Source organism: Pseudomonas sp. GW821-FHT09E12 (genome assembly GCF_059416085.1).
The window spans coordinates 710,125-732,725 of sequence record NZ_JBWKOM010000002.1 but is presented as its reverse complement, the minus strand read 5'-3'; the positions used below and the strand labels follow the sequence as shown (position 1 = coordinate 732,725).

Annotated in this window: 16 protein-coding genes; 11 read left to right on the top strand and 5 right to left on the bottom strand. The window is 63.1% G+C overall.

All coding sequences use genetic code 11. From position 1 onward, the window contains the following. Positions 1–65 precede the first annotated feature (65 nt). Complete coding sequence (locus AC07PQ_RS08440; protein WP_493184884.1) at positions 66–4,934, bottom strand: NAD-glutamate dehydrogenase; 4,869 nt, start codon at positions 4,932–4,934, stop codon at positions 66–68. 496 nt (positions 4,935–5,430) lie between these two features. On the opposite strand from AC07PQ_RS08440, the gene AC07PQ_RS08435 reads away from it, so the two are divergent. The 11 genes from AC07PQ_RS08435 to AC07PQ_RS08385 all read left to right on the top strand — a co-directional run bounded on the left by AC07PQ_RS08435 (position 5,431) and on the right by AC07PQ_RS08385 (position 16,969). Then, positions 5,431–5,784 carry a hypothetical protein gene (locus AC07PQ_RS08435; protein WP_493184885.1) on the top strand — a complete coding sequence of 118 codons (354 nt, stop codon included), beginning with the start codon at positions 5,431–5,433 and terminating at the stop codon, positions 5,782–5,784. Between the two features lie 167 nt (positions 5,785–5,951). Continuing rightward, positions 5,952–6,662, top strand: a complete 711-nt coding sequence (locus tag AC07PQ_RS08430) for a FadR/GntR family transcriptional regulator (RefSeq protein ID WP_007925785.1) — start codon at positions 5,952–5,954, stop codon at positions 6,660–6,662. A gap of 113 nt (positions 6,663–6,775) precedes the next feature. Next, the gene (gene lhgO, locus AC07PQ_RS08425) at positions 6,776–7,969 is read left to right on the top strand and encodes an L-2-hydroxyglutarate oxidase (RefSeq protein ID WP_493184886.1); all 1,194 of its coding nucleotides are present in this window, start codon (positions 6,776–6,778) and stop codon (positions 7,967–7,969) included. Positions 7,970–8,032: 63 nt separating this feature from the next. Next, a complete protein-coding gene (locus AC07PQ_RS08420) occupies positions 8,033–9,373 on the top strand; it encodes an MFS transporter (RefSeq protein ID WP_493184887.1) in 1,341 nt (446 codons plus the stop codon). A gap of 223 nt (positions 9,374–9,596) precedes the next feature. Further along, a complete protein-coding gene (locus tag AC07PQ_RS08415) occupies positions 9,597–10,556 on the top strand; it encodes an AAA family ATPase (protein WP_007925774.1) in 960 nt (319 codons plus the stop codon). A 5-nt stretch (positions 10,557–10,561) separates the two neighbouring features. Next, positions 10,562–11,506, top strand: a complete 945-nt coding sequence (locus tag AC07PQ_RS08410; protein ID WP_367602812.1) for a DUF58 domain-containing protein — start codon at positions 10,562–10,564, stop codon at positions 11,504–11,506. Beyond that, positions 11,503–11,997, top strand: a complete 495-nt coding sequence (locus tag AC07PQ_RS08405; protein WP_007925765.1) for a DUF4381 domain-containing protein — start codon at positions 11,503–11,505, stop codon at positions 11,995–11,997. The genes AC07PQ_RS08410 and AC07PQ_RS08405 overlap by 4 nt, the downstream gene beginning before the upstream one ends. Further along, positions 11,990–13,066 carry a vWA domain-containing protein gene (locus tag AC07PQ_RS08400; protein WP_493184888.1) on the top strand — a complete coding sequence of 359 codons (1,077 nt, stop codon included), beginning with the start codon at positions 11,990–11,992 and terminating at the stop codon, positions 13,064–13,066. Before AC07PQ_RS08405 ends, AC07PQ_RS08400 begins: the two co-directional genes overlap by 8 nt. Continuing rightward, positions 13,063–14,823: a vWA domain-containing protein gene (locus AC07PQ_RS08395; protein WP_493184889.1), complete on the top strand. Its 1,761-nt coding sequence runs from the start codon at positions 13,063–13,065 to the stop codon at positions 14,821–14,823. The genes AC07PQ_RS08400 and AC07PQ_RS08395 overlap by 4 nt, the downstream gene beginning before the upstream one ends. Continuing rightward, a complete protein-coding gene (locus AC07PQ_RS08390; protein WP_493184890.1) occupies positions 14,820–16,469 on the top strand; it encodes a BatD family protein in 1,650 nt (549 codons plus the stop codon). Before AC07PQ_RS08395 ends, AC07PQ_RS08390 begins: the two co-directional genes overlap by 4 nt. A gap of 122 nt (positions 16,470–16,591) precedes the next feature. After that, a complete protein-coding gene (locus tag AC07PQ_RS08385; protein ID WP_493184891.1) occupies positions 16,592–16,969 on the top strand; it encodes a hypothetical protein in 378 nt (125 codons plus the stop codon). Positions 16,970–17,383: 414 nt separating this feature from the next. On the opposite strand, the gene AC07PQ_RS08380 is transcribed toward AC07PQ_RS08385, so the two are convergent. The 4 genes from AC07PQ_RS08380 to AC07PQ_RS08365 form a co-directional block, all read right to left on the bottom strand. Then, complete coding sequence (locus AC07PQ_RS08380) at positions 17,384–18,289, bottom strand: transporter (RefSeq protein WP_493184892.1); 906 nt, start codon at positions 18,287–18,289, stop codon at positions 17,384–17,386. A 152-nt stretch (positions 18,290–18,441) separates the two neighbouring features. Beyond that, positions 18,442–19,233, bottom strand: coding sequence for a hypothetical protein (locus tag AC07PQ_RS08375; protein ID WP_007923242.1), 792 nt, complete (start codon positions 19,231–19,233; stop codon positions 18,442–18,444). A 225-nt stretch (positions 19,234–19,458) separates the two neighbouring features. After that, positions 19,459–20,952, bottom strand: coding sequence for a DUF1254 domain-containing protein (locus AC07PQ_RS08370; RefSeq protein ID WP_007923239.1), 1,494 nt, complete (start codon positions 20,950–20,952; stop codon positions 19,459–19,461). Between the two features lie 34 nt (positions 20,953–20,986). Beyond that, complete coding sequence (locus tag AC07PQ_RS08365; protein WP_493184893.1) at positions 20,987–22,441, bottom strand: DUF1254 domain-containing protein; 1,455 nt, start codon at positions 22,439–22,441, stop codon at positions 20,987–20,989. Between the last annotated feature and the right edge of the window lie 160 nt (positions 22,442–22,601).

Here is a 22,601-nt window from a genome sequence, read left to right as displayed (position 1 = left end):
ATTTCTTGAGGCCATGAAAAAAGCCCCGTATCTCGCGATACGGGGCTTTTTCATTTACCGCTCGATCAGGCCGCTACAAGGCCCGATTGACCGCTCATGGCCAGGTCCAGCAACTCGCGGTTGGCCACCGCGTACATGGCGTAGTCGGTGCCGCTGGCGGCACGGATTTCCACCAGCATCGCGCGCCAGCGCTCGACCATGCTCTGGTTCTGCTCAAGCCACAGGGCCACGCGGGCTTCCATGTCTTGCGGCGCGTCGGCCATTTGCAGGACCGAGATGGTGATCGCCCGCTGCTGCCAGTCCACGTCATCGCGGAAGGCTTCGCGTGCCTGGGCCTGCCAGTTGTTGGCCACCGGCAGATCGCTGATCTGCTGCAGGTACCACGGCAGGTCCAGGGCGCTGCCCACGGCGAAGTAGGCCTTGGCCACATCGGCGGCGTCGTGCCCGGTGACATCCGCGGCCTCGATGATCGGCAACAGGGTGTACAGGTGGGTGGTACCTGCCACCATGCGCGCCAACAGCTCAGGCACGCCGGCTTCGACGTAGGCGGTGTAGCGGGTCTGCCAGCCTTCGCGAGTCGGGCCTTCCAGCAGTTCGTCGAGCTTGAGGCCCAGCGCCGCCAAGTGCGGACCGAAGTGCGCGACGTCACGGGCGGCATCCTGCTCGTTGCGACGGCTGCGCAGGAACCAGCGGGTAGCACGACGACCAAGGCGCATCAGCTCGTCCATCAGCTCCAGCTGCACCTGAGCCGAGACCTGGTGGTCCAGGGCTTCGATCTGGCGGAACCAGTGCGGGAGATGGAAGATGTCACGCACGATCACATAGGCGCCCGCTACGTTGGCCGGGCTCATGCCAGTGGACTCCTTCAGGCGCTGCACGAAGGTGATGCCCATGTGGTTGACCAGGTCGTTGGCGATCTGGGTGCTGACGATCTCGCGCTTCAGGCGGTGGCGGCGCATGGCTTCGGCGAACTTGCTGACCAGGGTCGGCGGGAACGCGGTTTCCATGTCGCGGGTCAGGTAGTCGTCGTCCGGTACCAGGGAGTTGAGCAACTGCTCCTTGAGGTCGATCTTGCTGTAGGAGATCAGCACCGACAGTTCCGGACGGGTCAGCCCGTGGCCGGCGGCGACGCGCTCGTTGAGCTGCTCTTCCGACGGCAGGAACTCGATGGCGCGGTCCAGCTTGCCACGGCCTTCCAGGTCGCTCATCAGGCGCTTGTACTCGGCGATCCGCGCGAAGGCACGACGGGCCGCCAGGGACAGGGCCTGGGTCTGCTTGTAGTTGTTGCCCAACACCAGGCCACCGACTTCGTCGGTCATGCTCGCCAGCAACTGGTTACGCTGCTTGTCGGTCATGTCGCCGGCATGCACCACTTCGTTGAGCAGGATCTTGATGTTCACTTCATGGTCGGAGCAGTCCACGCCACCGGCGTTGTCGATGAAGTCGGTGTTGGAACCGCCGCCATTGAGGCCGAACTCCACACGACCCAGCTGGGTCATGCCGAGGTTGCCGCCCTCGCCCACCACCTTGCAGCGCAGCTCGTTGCCGTTGACCCGCAGCGCATCGTTGGCCTTGTCGCCGACATCGGCGTGGCTTTCGGTGCTGGCCTTGACGTAGGTACCGATACCGCCGTTCCACAACAGGTCCACCGGCGCCTTGAGCAAGGCGTTGAGCAGCTCGGTCGGGGTCAGCTTGTCGGCCTGGATGTCGAAGCGTTCTTTCATCTGCGGCGAAATGGCGATGCTCTTCGCGCTGCGCGAGAAGATGCCGCCGCCTTCGGACATGATGCTGGTGTCGTAGTCGCTCCAGGCCGAACGCGGCAGGTCGAACATGCGCTGGCGCTCGGCGAAGCTGGTGGCCGGGTCCGGATTCGGGTCGATGAAGATGTGCATATGGTTGAAGGCCGCGACCAGCTGCAGTTTGTCGGACATCAGCAAGCCGTTGCCGAACACGTCGCCGGCCATGTCGCCGACGCCCACCACTGTGATGCTGTCTTCCTGGACATTGATGCCGCGCTCGCGGAAGTGGCGCTGCACGCCGACCCACGCGCCCTTGGCGGTGATGCCCATTTTCTTGTGGTCGTAACCGGCGGAACCGCCGGAAGCGAACGCATCGCCCAGCCAGAAGCCATAGTCGATGGCGATGCCGTTGGCGATGTCGGAGAAGGTCGCGGTGCCCTTGTCCGCCGCCACCACCAGGTACGGGTCATCGTCGTCATGACGTACCACGTTGGCCGGCGGCACCAGGGCGCCGTCCTTCAGGTTGTCGGTGATGTCCAGCAGGCCGGAGATGAAGATGCGGTAGCAGGCGATGCCTTCGGCCGCGATCTCGTCCCGGCTGCCGCCCAATGGCAGGCGACGCGGCAGGAAGCCGCCCTTGGCGCCCACCGGCACGATCACCGAGTTCTTCACTTGCTGGGCTTTTACCAGGCCGAGGACTTCGGTACGGAAGTCTTCTTCGCGGTCGGACCAGCGCAGGCCGCCACGGGCAACGTTGCCGAAGCGCAGATGCACGCCTTCGACGCGCGGCGAGTAGACGAAGATCTCGAACTTCGGCACCGGCTTGGGCAGCTCGGGAATCAAGTGCGGGTTGAACTTGAAGCTGAAGTACGACTTGTTATGGCCGTTGGCGTCGGTCTGGTAGAAGTTGGTCCGCAGGGTGGCCTTGATCAGGTCCAGGTAGCGACGCAGGATGCGGTCTTCGTTGAGCACTTGGACATCGTCCAGGGCGCTGAGGATCGCGTGCTCCAGGCGTTGCTGCTTGTCTTCCAGGTCATCGCTGCCGAGCTTGCGCGCCAGGTAGAAGCGGGTCTTGAACAACCGGGTCAGCTCGCGGGCAATATCGGTGTGGTTGTTCAGGGTGCTGGCGATGTAGCCCAGGTCGAAGCCCAGGCGGATCTGCTTCAGGTAACGGGCGTAGGCACGCAGCAGCGCGACGTCGCGCCATGGCAGGCCGGCGGTCAGCACCAGGCGGTTGAACGCGTCGTTCTCGGCATCGCCACGCACGATGTGGACGAAGGCGTCCTGCAGGGTGTCGTTGAGCTGCTGGATATCCAGGTTCAGGCCTTCGGCCGCGGTGAAGGCGAAGTCGTGGATCCAGAACTCACGGCCGCTGGCGTGACGCAGGCGATACGGGAACTCGCCGAGCACGCGCAGGCCGAGGTTTTCCAGGATCGGCAGCACGTCGGACAGCGCCAATGGGGTATCGGCGTGATACAGCTTGCAGTGCAGCAGCGGCTGGCTGGTGGATTGGGTCAGCGGCTGGTAGAAGCTCATCACCAGCGGGTTGGCCTCGGACAGGCTCAGCAGGTGCTGCATGTCGACCACCGCCGAATGCGCGGCGAAGCGCTCGCGGTAGCCGGCCGGGAAGCCTTTCGGGAAGTCGGCCAGGACATTGGTGCCGTGGGCTTCGCCGAAGCTTTCGACAGTCAGCGCAGCGTAGTCGTCCTGCCAGCTGCGGCAGGCCTGCACCACTTCTTTTTCCAGCAGCAGCGGGTCGATGTCGATGCGGTTCTTCGGGTCGACCCGCAGGATCAGTTGCACGCGCGCCAGCACGGACTCGGAGAAGAAGGTCCAGAACTCGCAGTCGGTGGCCTTCAGGCGATCCATCAGCACCTGCTGGATCTTCTGCCGCACTTCGGTGGAATAGATGTCGCGCGGCACATAGGCCAGGCAGTAGCAGAAACGACCGTACGGGTCCTTGCGCAGGAACACGCGGATCTTGTTGCGTTCCTGGATCTGCACGATCGACATCACGGTGTTGAACAGCTCGTCGACCGGGGTCTGGAACAGGTCGTCGCGCGGCAGCACCTCGAGGACCTGGGCCAGTTCCTTGCCCAGGTGCGCCTTGGCCTGGAAGCCGGAGCGCTGTTCGATGATTTCCACCTTGCGGCGGATATAAGGAATCACCCGCACGCTTTCGCCGTACACCGACGAGGTGTACAGGCCCATGAAGCGGCATTCCTTGAGTACGTTGCCATCGGCATCGATCTGGCGGATCGACACGTAGTCCGGGTAGGCCGGACGGTGTACACGGCTTGGGTGCGCGGCCTTGGCGAACGACAGCGGCGTCGGTTCGCGCAGGTAGTTCACGGCGTAGTCTTCGATGCGCAGGTCGTCGACGGTAAGGCCGGCGCGCAGCAGCTTGGTCAGGCCGAGGAAGGAGTCCTGGTCGTACTCGATATGGCCACCGTGGTGGTCCTCGCGCACCACGAACTCTTCGTAGCCAAGGAAGGTGAAGTGGTTGCCCACCAGCCATTCCAGGAAGCTCTTGATCTCGCCCTTTTCATCGGCGTCGATCTCGAACTGGCTGTTGCCGATGCCATCGATCAGTTCCTGGACCTTGGCTTTCATCGGCTCGAAATCGGCCACGGCGACGCGCACCTCGCCAAGCACCTGCTCCAGTTCCTTGCTCAGGACATTGAGCTCGGCGGTGTTGGCGCAGCGGTCGATCTCCAGGTACATCAGCGATTCTTGCAGGATGCCTTCGCCCTGGGTGCCCTTGGGCAGGATTTCCAGCAGCTCGTTCTTGCTCCCGCGACGCACGCTCAGCACGGTGGTCTGCAGGGTGTGGATGCTGTAGCCGCGACGGTTCAGCTCGGTGCGGACCGAGTCCACCAGGAACGGCAGGTCATGGTGCAGCACTTCGACCGCGGTGTGGGTCGACTGCCAGCCATGACGTTCGTAATCGGGGTTGTAGACGCGCACTTGCGGTTGCGCGTGGTCGAAGCGCTCAAGCAGGCGCCAGGCAGAAAGGGTGCAGCCCGCCAGGTCGGACAAGCGACGCTGGGTGAGTTCGTCCAGAGAAATGATGCCGAAGAATTGTTCAGCGAACAGCGCCACTTGTGGCAGTGCCTGTTCACTGATGTGCTGCGCCAGTGCCGCTTGCAGTTGGTGCTGGAAGTCGGCCTTGCTGGCTGCGGTGAAGAACGCCATCTGTGGTACTCCGCTTGGGCTTGTTATTGAGTAAAGCGTCGCATGCAATCCCCTTGCGGGGGTGTCGGTCATCCTGCTCCTGGATCTCGGGCAGAGGTCGCAGGATGACAGGGTGGTGAAGCTGTACGAGACGCTCAGGTCACATTCACCGTTCCCGGATGGGCATCTGCAAAAACGACTGCCACGGTGCGCCGGGCAATGCCTTTACAGGTGCTCATCCGTTGCGCAGCTTAACGAGTGCGGCAAGCGCGCTGCTTGCGGTGCTGCGACATATTCGGTCATTGGCAGGCAACTGGCGGGCCAAGCCTTGAACAACACTAGCAGCCGCCGGACAAAACGGCGGCCGCGCCGAGGCTTTACGGGACTGTCGTGCCAGAAACGGCCCGCGCCGGGAACCCACTCTCTGACACACAAAGCAGCAGAAATTCCCCCGGGCTGGCAGAATTGCACTTTGTTCGCCCCGCTCCCCACCGGAGCCAGCCCCAGGACTCGCCCCATGCAAATGACCACCGCCCACCTGATCGCCAACCCGTGCGACGACGAAGAAGACAACATGGCCATGCTCTGCTGCCACAGCAACCAGGGCGAGATGTTCCTGATGACCCGCTACCCGGACGAGGACGAACTGGAGATCACCCTGGACGGCGAACCCTCGACCCTGGACGGGGTGAAAGTCACCCTGGGCCCGACCCGCCTGCTGATCGAAATCGCCGCGGCCGACGCCGACGCGCTCAATGGCAGCGATCACCTGGAGATCCGCCACAACACCGCGGCGGCGGACCTGGCGGAAGTCGAGGAAACCCTGCGCAACATCCTCAAGGGCACCGGCACCTATATCAGCGAGCTTTGATTTTACGAACTCTGCGATTTTACGAGCTCTGATTTTACGAGCTTTGATTTTACGAGCTTTGATCGACGGGCTTTGTTTCAACCCGCTTTGAGCAAGCGACTGGTTTCTTGACAAGAAACCGGCGCCCCGGCATTGTCTGACAACCTGACTTACGAGCCCCCTCCTCCATGCTTCAGCTCCAGCGCCCCGACACCCTGGTCGAACGAGTGGTCAACGCGATCCGCAAGGAGATCGACGCCGGCCGCCTGACCGCCGAATCGCGCCTGCCGACCGAACAGCAATTGACCGAGCAACTGAACGTCAGCCGCTCGGTGGTGCGCGAGGCCGTGGCGCAACTCAAGGCCGACGGCATCCTGGTCAGCCGCCGCGGGCTGGGCTCGTTCATTTCGCAGAATCCCAACGGCAGCGTGTTCCGTTTTCCCAGCCAGAAGGGCCGCAAGCCCGACCTGGTGCAGATGTTCGAAATGCGCCTGTGGATCGAGACCCAGGCCGCCTCCATCGCCGCCCAGCGCCGCGACGACGCCGACCTGCAACGCATGCGCAGCGCCCTGCAGGAGATGCACGACCAGCGCAGCGATCTGGCCGCGGCCGCCCTGGCCGACGTGGAGTTCCACCGGGCCATCGCCGACGCCAGCAAGAACCACTACTTCGTCGCCTTCCATGATTTTCTCCGTGGCCAACTGGCCGAAGCGCGGCGCACCGCCTGGGAAAACTCGGCGGCCCATTCGGTCGGCGGTTCCGCCGATGCCGGCCGCGAACACCAGGCGCTGTACGAAGCCATCGCCGCCGGTGACCGGCAGCAGGCCGCCGCCTGCGCCGAAGCGCACCTGCGGGCCGCGGCCAAACGCTTGAAAATCGACCTGCCGAGTATCGATTAACCCCCTGTAATCACTGCCTGACGGACGCTGCCGCGCGGCGTCTTTTGTTTGCTTAGCTTTGTCTGACAACCTGATGATCAGACCCGAACAAGAATAACCAAGGTGACATCTGCATGATCTACGACTACTGCATCATCGGCGGCGGCATCGTTGGCCTCGCCACCGCCATGGCGCTGCTCGAACGCCAGCCCGGCGCCTCGCTGCTGATCCTGGAAAAGGAAAACCTCCTGGCCCGGCACCAGACCGGCCACAACAGCGGGGTGATCCACGCCGGCATCTACTACGCCCCGGGCAGCCTCAAGGCCGACCTGTGCAAGCGCGGCGCCCAGGCGACCAAGGATTTCTGCACCCAGCACGGGATCAGGTTCGAGGTCTGCGGCAAGCTGTTGGTGGCCTCCACGCCGCTGGAAGTCGAGCGCATGCATGCCTTGTACGAGCGCTCGCAGCAGAACGGCCTGAAGGTCGAACGGCTGGATGCGCAAGAGCTGCAGCGGCGCGAACCGAACATCGTCGGCCTCGGCGGCCTGTTCCTCGATGCCACCGGCATCGTCGACTACAAGCAGGTGTGCGAAGCCATGGCCCGGGTCATCCAGAAGGCCGGCGGCGAAGTGCAGCTGCAAACCACGGTGCGCGCCATCGTCGAAAGCGCCGACAAGGTCACCATCAGCAGCGACGACAAGGTCTGGAGCGCCCGCCAGCTGGTGGCCTGCGCCGGCCTGCAATCGGATCGCCTGGCGGCCCTGGCCGGGGTCAGGATCGACCACCAGATCATCCCGTTCCGCGGCGAGTACTTCCGCCTGCCGGCGGCGAAGAACGCCATCGTCAATCACCTGATCTACCCGATTCCCGACCCGGAGCTGCCGTTTCTCGGCGTGCACCTGACCCGGATGATCGACGGCAGCGTCACGGTCGGGCCCAACGCCGTGCTCGGCCTGGGCCGGGAAAACTATCGCAAGTTCTCCATCAACTGGCGCGACGTGGCCGAGTACGCAACCTTCCCCGGTTTCTGGAAAACCATCTGGAACAACCTCGGTTCCGGCACCACGGAAATGAAGAACTCGCTGTTCAAGCGCGGCTACCTGGAGCAGTGCCGCAAATACTGCCCGTCCCTGGAAGTCGCCGACCTGCTGCCGTATGAGGCCGGGATTCGCGCCCAGGCGGTGATGCGCGACGGCACCCTGGTGCACGACTTCCTGTTCGCCGAAACCCCGCGCATGGTCCACGTCTGCAATGCCCCCTCGCCGGCCGCGACCTCGGCCATCCCCATCGGCCAGATGATTGCCGAGAGAATTCTCAACGCCCGTTGATCCCCGCTGCACGGGTGCCCGGCGCCCGCATGAAAATAACTACAAACAACAAGGAATCCTCAGATGTCAGTCCATGAGGCGGCCCCGGCCGCATGCGAAACGCCGCAACAAAAACAAAAACGCCTGCGCAAGGTCGCGGCGGCGACCATCTTCGGCTCGATGCTGGAGTGGTACGACTTCTATCTGTACGCCACCATGGCGGCCATCGTCTTCTCGAAAATCTTCTTCGACCCCAGCAACCCGAAAGTCGCCTCGCTGCTGGCGTTCTCCACCTTTGCCATCGGTTTTATCGCCCGCCCCTTCGGCGGCGTGCTGTTCGGCTATTTGGGCGACCGGTTCGGGCGCAAGCAGGTGCTGGTCATCACCTTTTGCATGATGGGTGTGTGCACCACGCTGATCGGCCTGATTCCCAGCTATGCCTCGATCGGCATCTGGGCGCCGATCATCCTGGTGCTGGTGCGGATCATCCAGGGCCTGGGCGCCGGCGCCGAACTGTCCGGGGCGGCGGTGACCTCCTATGAGCACGCCAGCGAAGGCAAGCGCGGCAGCCAGGGGGCCTGGCCGGCGCTGGGCCTGAACCTGGGCCTGCTGCTGTCGTCGCTGACCGTCTACCTGCTGACCATGAACGGCAACGACTTCCTGCTCTCCGGCGGCTGGCGCATTCCGTTCGTCTGCAGCATCGCCCTGGTCGGCGTCGGCCTGTGGGTGCGGCGCAGCATTCCGGAAACCCCGCAGTTCGAGAAGCTGGACAAGGCGCAGGAAAAGCACAGCGCCAAGGCCCAGGCCTCGCCCCTCAAGCTGCTGTTCAAGAACGACCTCAAGGGCCTGGCCGTGGTGCTGTTCGTGGCCATCGGCTACAACGCCCTGAGCTACATTTTCAAGACCTTCTCCCTGGCCTACCTGACCCAGTACAAAGGCGTCGAGGCCCATGTCACTTCGCTGTCGGTGACCATCGCCAGCCTGGTGGCGATAGTCGCCGTGCCCTGCTTCGGCTGGCTCTGCGACAAGTGGAGCAGCAAGAAGGTGCTGATGCTCGGCGGCCTGTGCTCGGTGCTGTTCGCCTATCCGTTCCTGAGCCTGCTCAATACCGGCGAGCCGCTGATGATCTACCTGGCCATCGCCATCGGCACCGGGGTATTGGCGCCAATGATGTTCGCGCCCCAGGGCTCGTTCCTCAGCCGCCAGTTCCCGACCCAGACCCGCTCTTCCGGCTTCGGTACCGGCCGTGAAATCGGCACCGCCATCGCCGGCGGCCTGGTGCCCCTGGGCGGGCTGGCCCTGGTGGCCAACTCGGCCACTCACTCGACCGACGGGGTGGCGCTGATCCTGGCGGTCTCGGCGGTGATGGTGGTGGTCTTCGCCCTGTGCGACCAGGGCCGCAAGCACTCCAGCTTCAAGAACTGAGCACCCGCCACTGACGCGCTGTGAGGGCGGCGCGTCAGGCACCCGCCGCCATCCCCTTGCGCCGATCCTCACAATAGGTCGCAGCCTTGCGGACGATTACCGGTTATTTACAGAAATTTGCCAGGTGCCGTTAGTCGCCGGGGGCCCGGATGGATTAAAGTAACGCCCCCAGCCCTGGCGTTATTCGAACGCCCTCGGTCACCCTCTGCAGGAACAGTCATCGATGGAACATCGTGAAGCGCTACTCGCGCTGCGAACCTTTCTTTCAACGCAGATTCTCGGCCAGGAAAAACTCATCGAGCGCTTGCTCATCGCCCTGCTCGCCGACGGCCACATGCTGGTCGAGGGCGCCCCGGGCCTGGCCAAGACCAAGGCCATCAAAGAGTTGGCCGAAGGCATCGAAGCGCAGTTCCATCGCATCCAGTTCACCCCCGACCTGCTACCGGCCGACATCACCGGCACCGAAATCTATCGCCCGGAAACCGGTAGCTTCGTGTTCCAGCAAGGGCCGATCTTCCACAACCTGGTGCTGGCCGACGAAATCAACCGCGCCCCGGCCAAGGTCCAGTCGGCCTTGCTCGAAGCCATGGGCGAGCGCCAGGTCAGCGTCGGCCGCAGCACTTATGAGCTGTCGCCGCTGTTCCTGGTGATGGCCACGCAGAACCCCATCGAGCAGGAAGGCACCTACCCGCTGCCCGAAGCCCAGCTCGACCGTTTCCTGATGCACGTGAAGATCGGCTTCCCCGACGCCGCCGTCGAGCGGCGCATCCTGCAACAGGCCCGTGGCGAAGCACTGAACGGCGAAACCAAGCCCGAGCGCCGCATCAGCCAGCAGGCGATCTTCGCCGCGCGCAAGGAAATCCTCGGCCTGTACATGGCCGACGCCGTGGAGGAATACCTGGTGCAGTTGGTGATGGCTACCCGCACCCCGGCCAAGTTCGACCCGGAGATGGCCGAATGGATCGCCTATGGCGCCAGCCCGCGCGGTTCCATCGCCCTCGATCGCTGCGCCCGGGCCCACGCCTGGCTGGCCGGGCGCGACTTCGTCAGCCCCGAGGACATCCAGGCGGTGCTGTTCGACGTGTTGCGCCACCGCATCATTCTGTCCTTCGAAGCAGAAGCCGCCGGCATCGACCAGGACCGAGTGGTCCAGCGGATTCTCGACGTCGTAGCCGTCGCTTGACCCCGATGAACGCCAGCCCTGTCGATGCCCCGGGCATCCGCGTCAGCCTCGCCGAGCTGATCGAGATGCGCCATCGCGTGCGCGAAGTGCAGCTGTTTTCCACGCCGAGCCAGCGCAGCCCGCTGGTCGGCCTGCACCACTCCAAGCTGCGCGGCCGTGGCGTCGACTTCGACCAGGTGCGGGTCTACCAGGCCGGCGACGACGTGCGCAGCATCGACTGGCGCGTCACCGCGCGCACCCAGGAACCGCACACCAAGCTGTTCCACGAAGAGCGCGAACGGCCGATCTTCATCATGGTCGAGCAGAGCCGGCGGCTGTTCTTCGGTTCCGGGCTGATGTTCAAGTCGGTGCTCGCCGCCCAGGCCGCGAGCCTGATCGGCTGGGCCGCCCTGGGCCACAACGATCGGGTCGGCGGCCTGGTGTTCGGCGACGACGAGCACTACGAGATCAAGCCGCGGCGCAGCAAACAGAGCCTGCTGCAACTGCTCAACCGCCTGGTGCGGGTCAACCAGTCGCTGCACAGCGAAACCGAACCCGAGCGCGACGCCCTCGGCACCGCCCTTCGCCGTGGCCGCGAAGTGCTGCGCCCGGGCAGCCTGGTGATCGTGATCTGCGACGAGCGTGCCCTGAGCGACGCCGCCGAACAGCAACTGAGCCTGCTGTCGCGCCACTGCGACCTGCTGCTGATGCCGCTGTCCGACCCGCTGGACCACGCCCTGCCCGCCGCCGGCCTGCTGCGTTTCGCCGAACGCGGCGCGCAGCTGGAGCTGGACACCCTCAACTATGAACTGCGCCAGGCCTATCGGGCGCAGAGCGAAGCGCGCATCGCCCGTTGGGAACTGCTGGCGCAGAAGCTGCGGGTGCTGCTGATGCCCCTGAGCACCCAGAGCGAAATGGTCGAGCAACTGCGCGAGTACCTGAACCCGCAACGCCCGGGGAAAGCCCGATGAGCAGCCTCGAGCAACTGCAACCCTTGATCGCCCCGCCCGCCATCGGCCTGTGGCCGCCGGCACCGGGCTGGTGGCTGTTGCTGGTGTTGCTGCCGCTGCTCGGCTTCGGCCTGTGGCGGCTCAAGCGCTTCTGGCCGCGCCAACGCGCCCTGCCCCGCGCCGAACAGCCGCTGGACCCGCTGCGCCTGGCCGCCCTCGCCGAACTGGCGCTGCTGCCCAAGCCCTACGACGGCGCGCCCGCCGGCGCCTGGCTGCAACAACTCAATGGCTTGCTCAAGCGTCTGTGCCGCAACCATTACCCCTACAGCCAGAGCCATACCCTCAACGGCCGCAAATGGCTGGCGTTCCTCGACAACCGCTGCCCGGCGGCCGGCCTCACGCGCTGGATGGTCCTGGTGGAAGGCGCCTACAAGCCCGAGTGCAAGCTCGACGACAAGGCCATCGCCGGCCTGACCCAGGCGGTGGAAATCTGGATTCGCAAACATGTTTGAATTCTCCTGGCCGTGGATCTTCGCCCTGCTGCCGCTGCCCTGGCTGCTGCGGGTGCTGCTGCCGGTGGCCGACAGCGGCGAACCGGCACTAAAAGTCAGCTTCCTCAGCGACCTGGAAGGCCTGGCCAAGCGCCGCGCCCGAGCCAACCTGCCGACCTGGCGCCAGCAGGCTCCGTTCATTCTGTTGTGGCTGTTGCTGCTGGTGGCCGCCGCCCGCCCGCAATGGCTGGGCGAACCGCTGCCGGTGGCCGCCAGCGGTCGCGACCTGCTGGTGGCGGTGGATGTCTCCGGCTCCATGGACTTCCCCGACATGCAATGGCAGGACGAAGACGTCAGCCGCCTGAACCTGGTCCAGCACCTGCTCGGCGACTTCCTGGAAAGCCGCGAAGGCGACCGCGTCGGCCTGATCCTGTTCGGCAGCAAGGCCTACCTGCAGGCGCCGCTGACCTTCGACCGGCACACCGTGCGCGTCTGGCTGGACGAAGCGAAGATCGGCATCGCCGGCAAGAACACCGCCATCGGCGACGCCATCGGCCTGGCGCTCAAGCGCCTGCGCCAGCGTCCGGCGCAGAGCCGGGTGCTGATCCTGGTCACCGACGGCGCCAACAACGGCGGTGAAATCGACCCGCTGACCGCCGCCCGCCTGGCCGCCGAAGAAGGCGTGAAGATCTACCCGATCGGCATCGGCGCCGACCCGGAGCAAAGCGGCACCCTGGGTTTCCTCGGCCTCAACCCGAGCCTGGACCTCGACGAACCGGCCCTCAAGGCCATCGCCGAAGCCACTGGCGGGCGCTATTTCCGCGCCCGCGACAGCCAGGAGCTGCAAGCGATCAAGGACACCCTCGATCAACTGGAACCGGTGACCCAGCAGCCGACCCAGGCCCGTTCGGCGCAAGCGCTGTACAGCTGGCCACTGGCCGCGGCGCTGCTGTTGAGCATGCTGCTGGTGGTGCGCGAGCGCTGGCCGGACCATCCGCTGCAACGCTTCTTCACCCGCGAGCGCTTTCTGCAACCTTTGCCAGACTGGCGCGAACGGCTCAAACGCCTGCGCCTGCGGAGGCGTCGATGAGCGCACCGTTCTGGGCCGAACTCTGGCCCCACTGGTTCCGTCCCTGGTGGCTGCTGCTGTTGCCGCTGCTCGGCTGGCTGCTGTGGCAGTTGTGGCATCGGCAGAAACGCGCTGGCCGTTGGCAGATGATCCTGCCGCCGGCCTTTCACGCCGCCCTGCTCAGCGGCGGCAACGGCCGCGAAAGCAAACTGCCGTGGATCGCCCTCGGCCTGGCCTGGATCCTCGCCGTGCTGGCCCTGCTCGGCCCCGGCTGGCAGCGGGTCGAACAGACCAGCCAGAAACCGGCCGACCCGCTGGTGGTGCTGCTGGAACTGACCCCGGAAATGCTCGCCGGCGACGTCCCGCCCAATCGCCTGGAACAGGCCCGGCGCAAGCTGCTGGACCTGTTGCAGGTACGCAGCGATGCGCAGACGGCAATCGTGGTCTACGCCGGCAGCGCCCACACCCTGGTGCCGCTGTCGGACGACCTGGCCACCAGCCGCAACCTGCTGGAAGCCCTCAAGCCGTCGATCATGCCCCAGCCCGGCCATCGCGCCGACCTAGCCCTGCAAAAAGCCTTGAAGCTGCTGGACCAGGGCGCACTGGGCCAGGGCCGGATCCTGCTGATCGGCTCGTCGCTGAGCGAGCAGGAACGCCAAGGCATCCGCCAGGCCCTCGGTGGCCAGGCGCCGCAGCTGTTGATGCTCGGGATCGGCAGCCGCCAGGGCTCGCCGGTGGCCCAGGAAGACGGCAGCTTTCTCAAGGACGAACAGGGGGCGATCCTCATGTCGCGCCTCGACGGTCCAAGCCTGAAGCGCTTCATCGGCGAAATGGGCGGCCGCTATCGCCCGGCGCGCCTGGACGATAACGACCTGCGCGGCCTGGGCCTGCTCAGCGGCCCGCAGAACCTGCGCAGCGACGGCCAGACCCTGCGCCTGGACACCTGGGCCGACCAGGGTTACTGGCTGCTCCTGCCGCTGTTGCTGCTGGCCGCCTGCGCCGGGCGCCGCGGCTGGCTGTTCTGCCTGCCGCTGCTGCTGTTCGCCGTGCCGCAGCCCAGCTACGCCTTCGAGTTCAACGACCTGTGGCTGCGCCCCGACCAGCAGGGCCAGCGCCTGCTGGAACAGAAGCGGCCCGGCGAGGCGGCGCAGCATTTCGAGGACCCGCAGTGGCAAGGGGTGGCGCTGTACGAGGCCGGCAACTACGCCGCTGCCGCTCAGCGCTTTGCCGAAGGCAACGACGCCCGCGCCCACTACAATCGTGGCAACGCCCTGGCCAGGAGCGGCGAGCTGGAAGCCGCGCTGGATGCCTACGAGCAGGCCCTGGAACTGCAACCGGAGCTTGCCGCCGCGCAAAAGAACAAGGCCCTGGTCGAGCGCCTGCTGCAGGAAACCGAGCCCGCGCCGCCAGAAGAGCCGGCCAAGGGCGAAAGCCAGGACAACGACGAAACCCGCCAGCCGCCGCAAGCCGGCGCGGCGACCCAGGCACCGGTCACCCCGGGCCAGCAGCCGCCGGAGAACAGCCACCCCACCAGCGCCGACGAGTCGACGGACGACGAGGTCGCCACCCCGGGCAACGATACGGTTCCCGGCAGCGAACTGGGCGACGAACAGACCACCACGCCGCCGCTGCGCGATGCCCAGGACAATTTCGACGGCGAACACCGTCAGGCATTGGAACAATGGCTGCGGCAGATTCCAGACGATCCGGGCGAACTGCTGCGCCGCAAGTTCTGGTACGAACAGCAACAACATCAGGATCAGGGAAAAATTCGATGACCCGCTTCACCGCCCTCTTACTCACGCTTGTACTGACACTCGGCGCCTTTGCCGCCCGGGCCGAGGGGCTGGTCGCCAGTGTCGACCGCAGCCGCGTGAACTCCGGGGAAACCGTCGAGCTGACCCTGGAGTCCAACAATGTCACGCTGTTCGGCAAACCCGACCTGACCCCGCTGCAAGCGCAGTTCGAGGTCCAGGGCACGCGCCAGGTCAACCAGTTGACCAGCCTCAACGGCGACAACCAAGCCATCACCCGCTGGATCATCACCCTGCTGCCCAGGACCACCGGCACCGTGGTGATCCCGCCCCTGCAACTGGGCGACGTACAGAGCCAGCCGATCACCCTGCAGGTGCTGCAAAGCGCAAGTCGCAGCGACAGCGCGCCGCTGGAGCCGGTGTTCATCGACGCCAGCCTCGACCAGGACAGCGTCTACGTGCAGGCCCAGGCGGTGCTGACCCTGCACATCTATCACTCGGTGTCGCTGTACGACGACAGTAGCCTGACGCCGCTGCAGATCGACGACGCGCGGGTCGAACAGCTCGGCGAATCGCGCACCTATGAAAAAGTCATCAACGGCGTGCGCCACGGCGTGATCGAGATTCGCTACGCGATCTTCCCCCAGCACAGCGGCGTGCTGGACATTCCGGAGCTGACCTTCAGCGCCACCCTGGCCGACACTGCCAGCACCCAGGACCCGGTGCCCCAGGGCCTGAAGCCGGGCAAGCTGATGCACGTGAGCTCGGCGCAGATGCCGCTGACGGTCAAGGCCAAGCCGGCCGAATACCCGGCCGACGCGCCCTGGCTGCCGGCCCGCAGCCTGAGCCTGGGGGAAAGCTGGAACCCCGAGCCGGACCACAGCCAGGTCGGCGACTCGCTGACCCGCAGCCTGACCCTCAAGGCCGAGGGCCTGTCCAGCTCGCAGCTGCCACCCTTGCCGGTGACCGAAGCCAACGGCCTGCGCAGCTACCCGGACCAGCCGCAACTGAGCAATCAAGTCAGCGACCGCGGGCTGATCGGCAGCCGCGAAGACAGCCAGGCCCTGGTGCCGAACCGCAGCGGCAGCATCGACCTGCCGGCGCTGGAGGTGGTCTGGTGGAACACCCATGAGGACCACCTGGAACGCAGCAGCCTGCCGGCGCGCACCCTGCAGGTGGCGAACAACCCGAGCCTGGTGGTGGACACCCCGGCCGGTGCGACGCCATCTGGCGCCGGTGGCGACAGCGGCACGCTGTGGGCCTGGAAACTCAGCACCCTGCTGCTCGCCTGCACCACCCTGCTCGGCTTCGGCCTCTGGTGGCGCGCGCGCTGGCAACCGGCAATCCTGCGCGCTGTGCAGGCCGGCCCCAACCCGCGCACCCTGCTCGACGACCTCAAGCGCGCCTGCCTGGCCAACGACCCGCAAGCCACCCGCCAGGCCCTGGACGCCTGGGCCCGCCAGCAACCGGAAACCCTGGCCGACATGGCCGCCCGCTTCGTGCCCCTGTCCGACGCCCTGGACGGCCTCAACGGCGCGCTCTACAGCGAAACCGGCCACTACTGGCAAGGCGAAGAACTGTGGCGCGCGATCCGCACCATCCCGATCGCCGAACACGTCCAGACCCCGCTGGCCGACACCAGCAGCCTGCCGCCGCTGTATCCGAAATAATCGAGAAAACCCGGCAACCGTCCGAGCCGATTCCCACCTCCATTTCAGAATTTTCCCCTTCCTCAGCACGGGCCGAGAGTGAGCTAATTCCCGCTCTCCCCCGTCGAGGCAGGCCACGAATCTTGATCATCACCTCCAGTGCCCGATTTCTGCTTGTCACCCATTTGAAGGGCAGCGCACTCCAGCCAACCGACCTCCTGCGAGAGCGGCTGAGCTCGATTCTCGACCGAGAGCTGAACGCGAATTGCCAGTTGTTGTTTTGCAATGTCGAGCAGACGGAGCTGGGTTGGCTGATCCAGTCGAGCCAGCCTTATCCTGTGTTAGATGCCAACCTGTCCCGACTGGCCTTAGCCGACTGCCTGACACTGCGCACTACCGGATTGCGCCTGGAGCGCTTCGAACTGTTCGAGCAATATGAACAACGTGGGCTGGGCGCCACGTGGCGGGAGTGCAGGAATCTGCTTGAAAGGATGTATCTACTACTGCTGGCGCGGGTGTGAGCGATATCAGCCAAGCTTGGCGACGGACAATCCAGATTTCGCTGAACGTCTGCTTCCGGCCAAAAACAGCCGCTCACAAGCGACCATCTCCCACAAAAGCTGACGGTGGAACCAAGCAAAAATCATCCAAGAACGCCGGCGCTTTGGGAAAAAATACTTAAAACATGAACGTAGGTATGACTGGAATGAGCGACAGTCGGAAACTCCAGCGGCGGCTGATTAGATCATCCGGAAGGTCAATGTCGAAGTCCTCTTGTAGCTGAAGGCACTTTTCCGGATTGGCCTTAGCCCCGCCAGCGGAAGTGGTATCCAATTGCGGTAGAGGGCTGGCGGCACAGACTAAACCACTGAGCACCGCACCGCAAAGTGTCAAGCTTGATCGAATCCTTGTTGATTGCATCTATGCACTCCGCTTCACCAAGCGTACTGAAGGCGCAGGGTCCAAGTGTTCACGTCCGGAGAGCCAGTACGTTCTGAAACGGTATCCGAGTAGGCGATCAAGCCACCAAACTGCGGCGACAGCATGAAGCCAACACTGGCGCCGAACAGACCGTTTTCCTGTTTGTTGTCCTGCCAGTCGCCATTGATTTTGGTTTCGCCGCCGCGGTTGTATGTGGCGTCCAAAGAGGCCCACAGCGCGCGGTTGATGGTGTAGCTGTAGTGGGTTTCGATGCCATAAAGCGGTTTTTGCTCAAGCTTGCCATCGCCGTGGTAGTCGTTGTTGTCGCCGTACATCGACACGTAGGTGTTGAACTCAAGCCAGGTCGGGCCGATGGGCGTGCCGAAGGCGATTTCCGGTTTGAACGCCCAACGGTTGGAACCGATGTTGATGATCCGGTCCTTATCGTAGTCCCCGGTGGGTGCGGTGATCCACAAGGCGCCGGTGAGGAAGGTCTCTGGAGTCCAGTTGGCGAACTCTTCCTTGGTCAGCGCCGGGCCACCGAACAGGTTGTGCACCAGAACGAACTGGGTGTCAGCCATGCCACCGTTGTGCTTGGTGCCGTCGAAGAACTGCGCGTTATCGAACGACGCGGAGATGTCGGCATAGGGTTGCAGAATCTGGATCGCACTATTGCGCCCGTCGACGGCAAACGAGCGAGCATAACGAGCGATATACAGATCGGCATTCAGCGACAAGCCATCAATGGGCAACGAGGTATCTATTGGGGTGTTGGTGTCGATCCGGCTGTAATATCCGAACACCATGTTCAGGTCAGTTGGCAGGTTTTGCCAGTCTCGCGCATTGTCTGCGAAACCGAGCATGGGTGTCAGCGTCAGGATGACGGCGGTGAAACGGCCTAGTCTTGAAAGTGAACCCATTGTGTAGCTCCGTATGAAGGTGAGCCGGCCTTGAGTTAAAGATGTTCAGGCGGACAGCACCGAAATTTTCATTCGACATTGGTGATTTCTTGCTATGGCGGTTAGCGACCGCAACAGGCCATAAACGGGCCTTTCAGTTCCAGCAAGTATTGTTATTTTCCAAAAGTGACGTTGATACCAGCGAACAGTGTGAACTGCGGGAGACCATCGCCTTTACGCTCAACAGTCCACTGCGGCTCAATGAAAGCGTTGAGAATATTACTCCCTGACTTCCACGCCTTACCCAAGCCCAACCCCACTGGAATGTAATGGGAGTCGTTCTTCAAATCGAAGGTCCAGGTTCCGGTCGAGCGCAGATACCAGCCCTTTTCCAGGTTGTGAATGATGAAAGGCTGGAAAGTGGCTGACTCCACGTGTGGACGGTCATGATCACCGGCGAACGAACTCTGGTATTGAACGAGCGCTCCAAGCAACCCGCGAGGCGAGGAGTCGATCGCAATGGCAGATAGGCCGGCCTGCCATTTGCCTGTACCTAATTCGTCCTGTTCGGCGGTAGGCGCAGTGATTTGGGGTCCTACGCCCAACTGCACTCCTTCAGTCTTGAGCAGGAAAATATCGAACACGTTAAGGTCGCCAATGCCGGTGCTGTAGCCATCATGTGGGTCTGGACGCGTGCTAACGGGAAGCGTGAAGCGCAAGAGTTGTGGAACGCCTATGAAATCATTTGGAGCCATAGGCAGCGCACCTCGCAGCAACGCATCATTAGTGTGAACGTTGGTATCGAAGAGCTTGGGCGTGTAGTAATCCTGAAAGTTAAGGCCAGGTGCCAAATTCAATGGGTTGTTGCTTTTATTGGCTGTATCCGCGTTGTCCGCCTGTACGCTTACCGCAAGCGGAGCCAACGTTGATATCAATGTCGCTTGCGCAAGAAGACGTCTGATCATGAGCTTTTCCCAGTAAATACAGCTGATAACAATCAACTATGCGCTGACGATTACAGGCCTCTGATTGATTTCACCCCGATACCTCTGCACCGATAAATTGGGAAGACCTGTGAGGTTGGAGGCTGATGCTCACTCTCAGTTGAAAGCGATGATCAAAGGTCTAGTCTCAGACCAACAGGCTGTTCGCGTTACCCTCCTTGCTCGCAGGGCAACGCGAATGTGTTCCTATTGTTTAACCAGGTCACTTGGCTTCCAGCTCTGGTCAAAGAACGCCTGCTTCGGCCCATACAGCCGCACGATCACCAAAAAGCCTTTTTCCGGTACGGTCTTGATCCAGTTCTTGCCCTTGCCCGGAGAGTTCGGGCCGAAGTAAATATCGGTGGAGCCGTCGCTGTTCTGCGCCGGTTTATCCATCTGATTGAGGGACGGGAACGGCTGGCCGTTGTCCAGACCTGACGCGGTCAGGTTGTCGTAGGCGGTGACCGACCAGAACAATGCCGCCGGTACATTTGCCGGGAGGTTGAGCTTGTAGGTCTGGGCGCCGTCGAGGAACCTGCCCTCGGCGTCGCGGGTGGTGGCGGGATACTTGGCGCCGGCGCCGACCATGTTCATGACCATGCCCGGGCTGTCCGAGTAGGCCGAAGTGAAGAACGCCACACGCTGCTCAAGATTGGTGAAGCTGCCACTGGACTGAAACTCGGTGTTCTCCCCGGCGAACGTGTTCACGTACTGACGATCCTTGTAGTACAGGCCGCCCGGCTCTTTCAGCAGTAAATGACTGGTCACCACCTTGCTCATCTTGAACGCGGTGCGCGCTGCTTCATCCAGCAACTTGCGCCGCTCGGCATCCGGGGCGAAGGGTTTGCCCTTCTCGATGCCCAGGGTGTGCAGGAAACCGCGCATGTCCATGTCCGCCGGGTCTACTGCTTCGGCGTCGATGAAGCGCGACAGCATATCGAAGTAGCGACCGTCCTCGGGGAACAGCATGTTGATCGGTGCGCCAGTGGCGTCGGGGAATTGCATCGGCAGGGCCGAGTCCTTCTTGCCCAACGGATAGATCTTCGTACGCTCGACTTCGGCCACCGGCACGCTGAGGTCTTTCGGGTCCTTGAAAAAGGTGCGCCAGAATAGAAACACGTTGTTGCTGCGCGATCGATAGACATACCCCTCGGTGGGTTCCGGCCCTTTGTAATCTGGGGGCAACAGCACATAGGTACCGCCCTTGCCCTTGTCAGGGCCGGCCAGGCCAACGTCACCGCGCCAGGTTTTGCCGTCGATGGTCGGGCCAACGATCGGGCGCTGAAAGAAGTCATCGAACATGCCTTGCACACCGGGCGGAGCTTCAACCACCAGTGGGCCGTACTTCTGCAAATCCAGATAACTCATGGCATAGACAAGGTCGGAGTTCGGCGTCGTCACCAGCGTCTTGGCATTGATGCGCTTTTTCCAGGTCGGCAGGATGTTGTAGCCAGCGCCGAATTGCTTCTCCGAGGCTTCCTTCATCGACCAGATGTTGATCGCCGGCAAAGCCCACAGATACGACTGCACGGCGCGCTGGAACACCAGCTCATCGATCAGGCTGCGTGCAGCCGCTTCGGTCGGGAAGCCCTTTTCGAAAGGCTGGTTCGCCAGTTCCTCATAGCGTGTCGCGGCATCGGCCAGGCCGTTCAGGGAAATGGCTACGGCCAAGGCCGTCAGTGTGGTGCGCAAACGGTTCATCGGCTGTCCTTATGAACGCAGTTGGAAGATCGGTTCAGTTGACCTTGACTACCGCCGGTGGCGTCCACTGGCCATTCATCGCGGCCGCTTCCGGCCAGTAGGCGCGAACGTAGAGCGAGAAGTCAGCGCCTTTAGGCGCGGGAAGCCAGTTGTTTTCCTTGTCAGCGCCCGGCGAATCACTCTGCACGTAAAGCGTCAGCGAGCCATCGGAGTTGGTCTTGAGCGACTTGTTCTTGGTGCCGAGCGAATAGCGCCCCAACGGGTTTTCGGCGAAGAAATGCTGTTGGTTGTATAGCGTCAGCGACCAGAAGCCCTTGACCGGCGGCAGCGCGCCTTTGGGGAAGGTCACGCTGTAGCGCTGGGCGCCGTTGAGCCGGATGCCAGACTCGTCCAGATCCTGGTAGAAATACTTGGTCTCGATCTGTTTGTTGACGAAGATGTTCGATCGGGCGACCGCCGTACGTAGGAAGTAATCGGTGCCAAACGCCGCGCCGTTGCTGATGGTGCTCCAGTGGTGCGGCAACTGTTGGCCGTAGTTGCGGAACTGCAGCAGCGGTTTGACCACCTCACTGTCAGCCTTCTGCGCTTCGTCGATCATGGCTTTTTTCAGCTTGGGATCGCGTTGGGCAATTTGTGCCAGCACCGACAATTGTGCATAGAGCGCCTCCTCTCCCGGAAGCGGTTTGGCGTCCTTGAGAATCGCCGGCAGTTCATCGAAGAACTTTTCCGGAAGCACCCAGCGGGTCTCCTCGTCACCCGACGCCTCGGCAGGGAATTTCGGCGACTGGCTCCAGTCACGCTGCTTGAGTTTGCCGTCGTACTTGGACAGCGGGTACATATCGATGCCCGACAGATAGTGCTGAATGGCCTTGCGATCTTCGGCAGTATCGTCCTGAAACACTCGCGGAATCACGAAACCGGTATTGCTCTTTGCGCGAAACACCTGGGTGATGCCTTCCGGCACTTTGCCGTTCCAGTCCGGCCCCACCAACAGATAGAAGCCAGGTTTGGTGCCGTACATCTTGCCCAGCTCGGCGAAACTGTCGGAACGCAAGTCCACCAATTGATACACCCAGAAACGCTCGCCGAAGTCCGGCACCTGAATCACCACCGGCTCGATATCCAGCGCAATGCTGCCCGCACCATAGACCACGTCCTGGTTCGGACAGGCTACCAGCCGCTCACCGGGGGAAATGTAATCGGTGAGCATCGACAGATGATTGATCGGCGCTACGGGCACTATGCCACCCATCAGGCCCGGCTCCGGCAGATCTTTGAACTTCTGCCGCCGGTTGAAGATATTGGCCATCGGCCAACCCCAGAAATACGCCTCCCGCGCCATCATCCGTACGTAAGTTTCGGTCACCTTCACATCGGCTTCGGGCCTAGAAACTTGCGCCACCAAAGAGGTCTGTGCCTGTACGGCCACTGCGCCGAGCAATACTGCAGTGGCGAGCAGGCCGCTGACGAATAAAGGCGCTTTGTTCATACGGAAGCTTCCTTGCTTGGGCGGTTTCTCGGAGAGCGAATCTTCTGACTAAAGATTGACCGTTAGAAAAACTAGCAGAGGAACCGGGATCAGCCAGAAAAAGGCATGAGACATTACAATTATATTTCCATTTCTGATAACCGCTTCTGAGCGGGACTTA

Bases quoted from the DNA above. Each gene is read 5' to 3' on its own strand.
- AC07PQ_RS08440 (WP_493184884.1), bottom strand. From the start codon at position 4,934: ATGGCGTTCTTCACCGCAGCCAGCAAGGCCGACTTCCAGCACCAACTG.
- AC07PQ_RS08435 (WP_493184885.1), top strand. From the start codon at position 5,431: ATGCAAATGACCACCGCCCACCTGATCGCCAACCCGTGCGACGACGAA.
- AC07PQ_RS08430 (WP_007925785.1), top strand. From the start codon at position 5,952: ATGCTTCAGCTCCAGCGCCCCGACACCCTGGTCGAACGAGTGGTCAAC.
- lhgO (WP_493184886.1), top strand. From the start codon at position 6,776: ATGATCTACGACTACTGCATCATCGGCGGCGGCATCGTTGGCCTCGCC.
- AC07PQ_RS08420 (WP_493184887.1), top strand. From the start codon at position 8,033: ATGTCAGTCCATGAGGCGGCCCCGGCCGCATGCGAAACGCCGCAACAA.
- AC07PQ_RS08415 (WP_007925774.1), top strand. From the start codon at position 9,597: ATGGAACATCGTGAAGCGCTACTCGCGCTGCGAACCTTTCTTTCAACG.
- AC07PQ_RS08410 (WP_367602812.1), top strand. From the start codon at position 10,562: ATGAACGCCAGCCCTGTCGATGCCCCGGGCATCCGCGTCAGCCTCGCC.
- AC07PQ_RS08405 (WP_007925765.1), top strand. From the start codon at position 11,503: ATGAGCAGCCTCGAGCAACTGCAACCCTTGATCGCCCCGCCCGCCATC.
- AC07PQ_RS08400 (WP_493184888.1), top strand. From the start codon at position 11,990: ATGTTTGAATTCTCCTGGCCGTGGATCTTCGCCCTGCTGCCGCTGCCC.
- AC07PQ_RS08395 (WP_493184889.1), top strand. From the start codon at position 13,063: ATGAGCGCACCGTTCTGGGCCGAACTCTGGCCCCACTGGTTCCGTCCC.
- AC07PQ_RS08390 (WP_493184890.1), top strand. From the start codon at position 14,820: ATGACCCGCTTCACCGCCCTCTTACTCACGCTTGTACTGACACTCGGC.
- AC07PQ_RS08380 (WP_493184892.1), bottom strand. From the start codon at position 18,289: ATGGGTTCACTTTCAAGACTAGGCCGTTTCACCGCCGTCATCCTGACG.
- AC07PQ_RS08375 (WP_007923242.1), bottom strand. From the start codon at position 19,233: ATGATCAGACGTCTTCTTGCGCAAGCGACATTGATATCAACGTTGGCT.
- AC07PQ_RS08370 (WP_007923239.1), bottom strand. From the start codon at position 20,952: ATGAACCGTTTGCGCACCACACTGACGGCCTTGGCCGTAGCCATTTCC.
- AC07PQ_RS08365 (WP_493184893.1), bottom strand. From the start codon at position 22,441: ATGAACAAAGCGCCTTTATTCGTCAGCGGCCTGCTCGCCACTGCAGTA.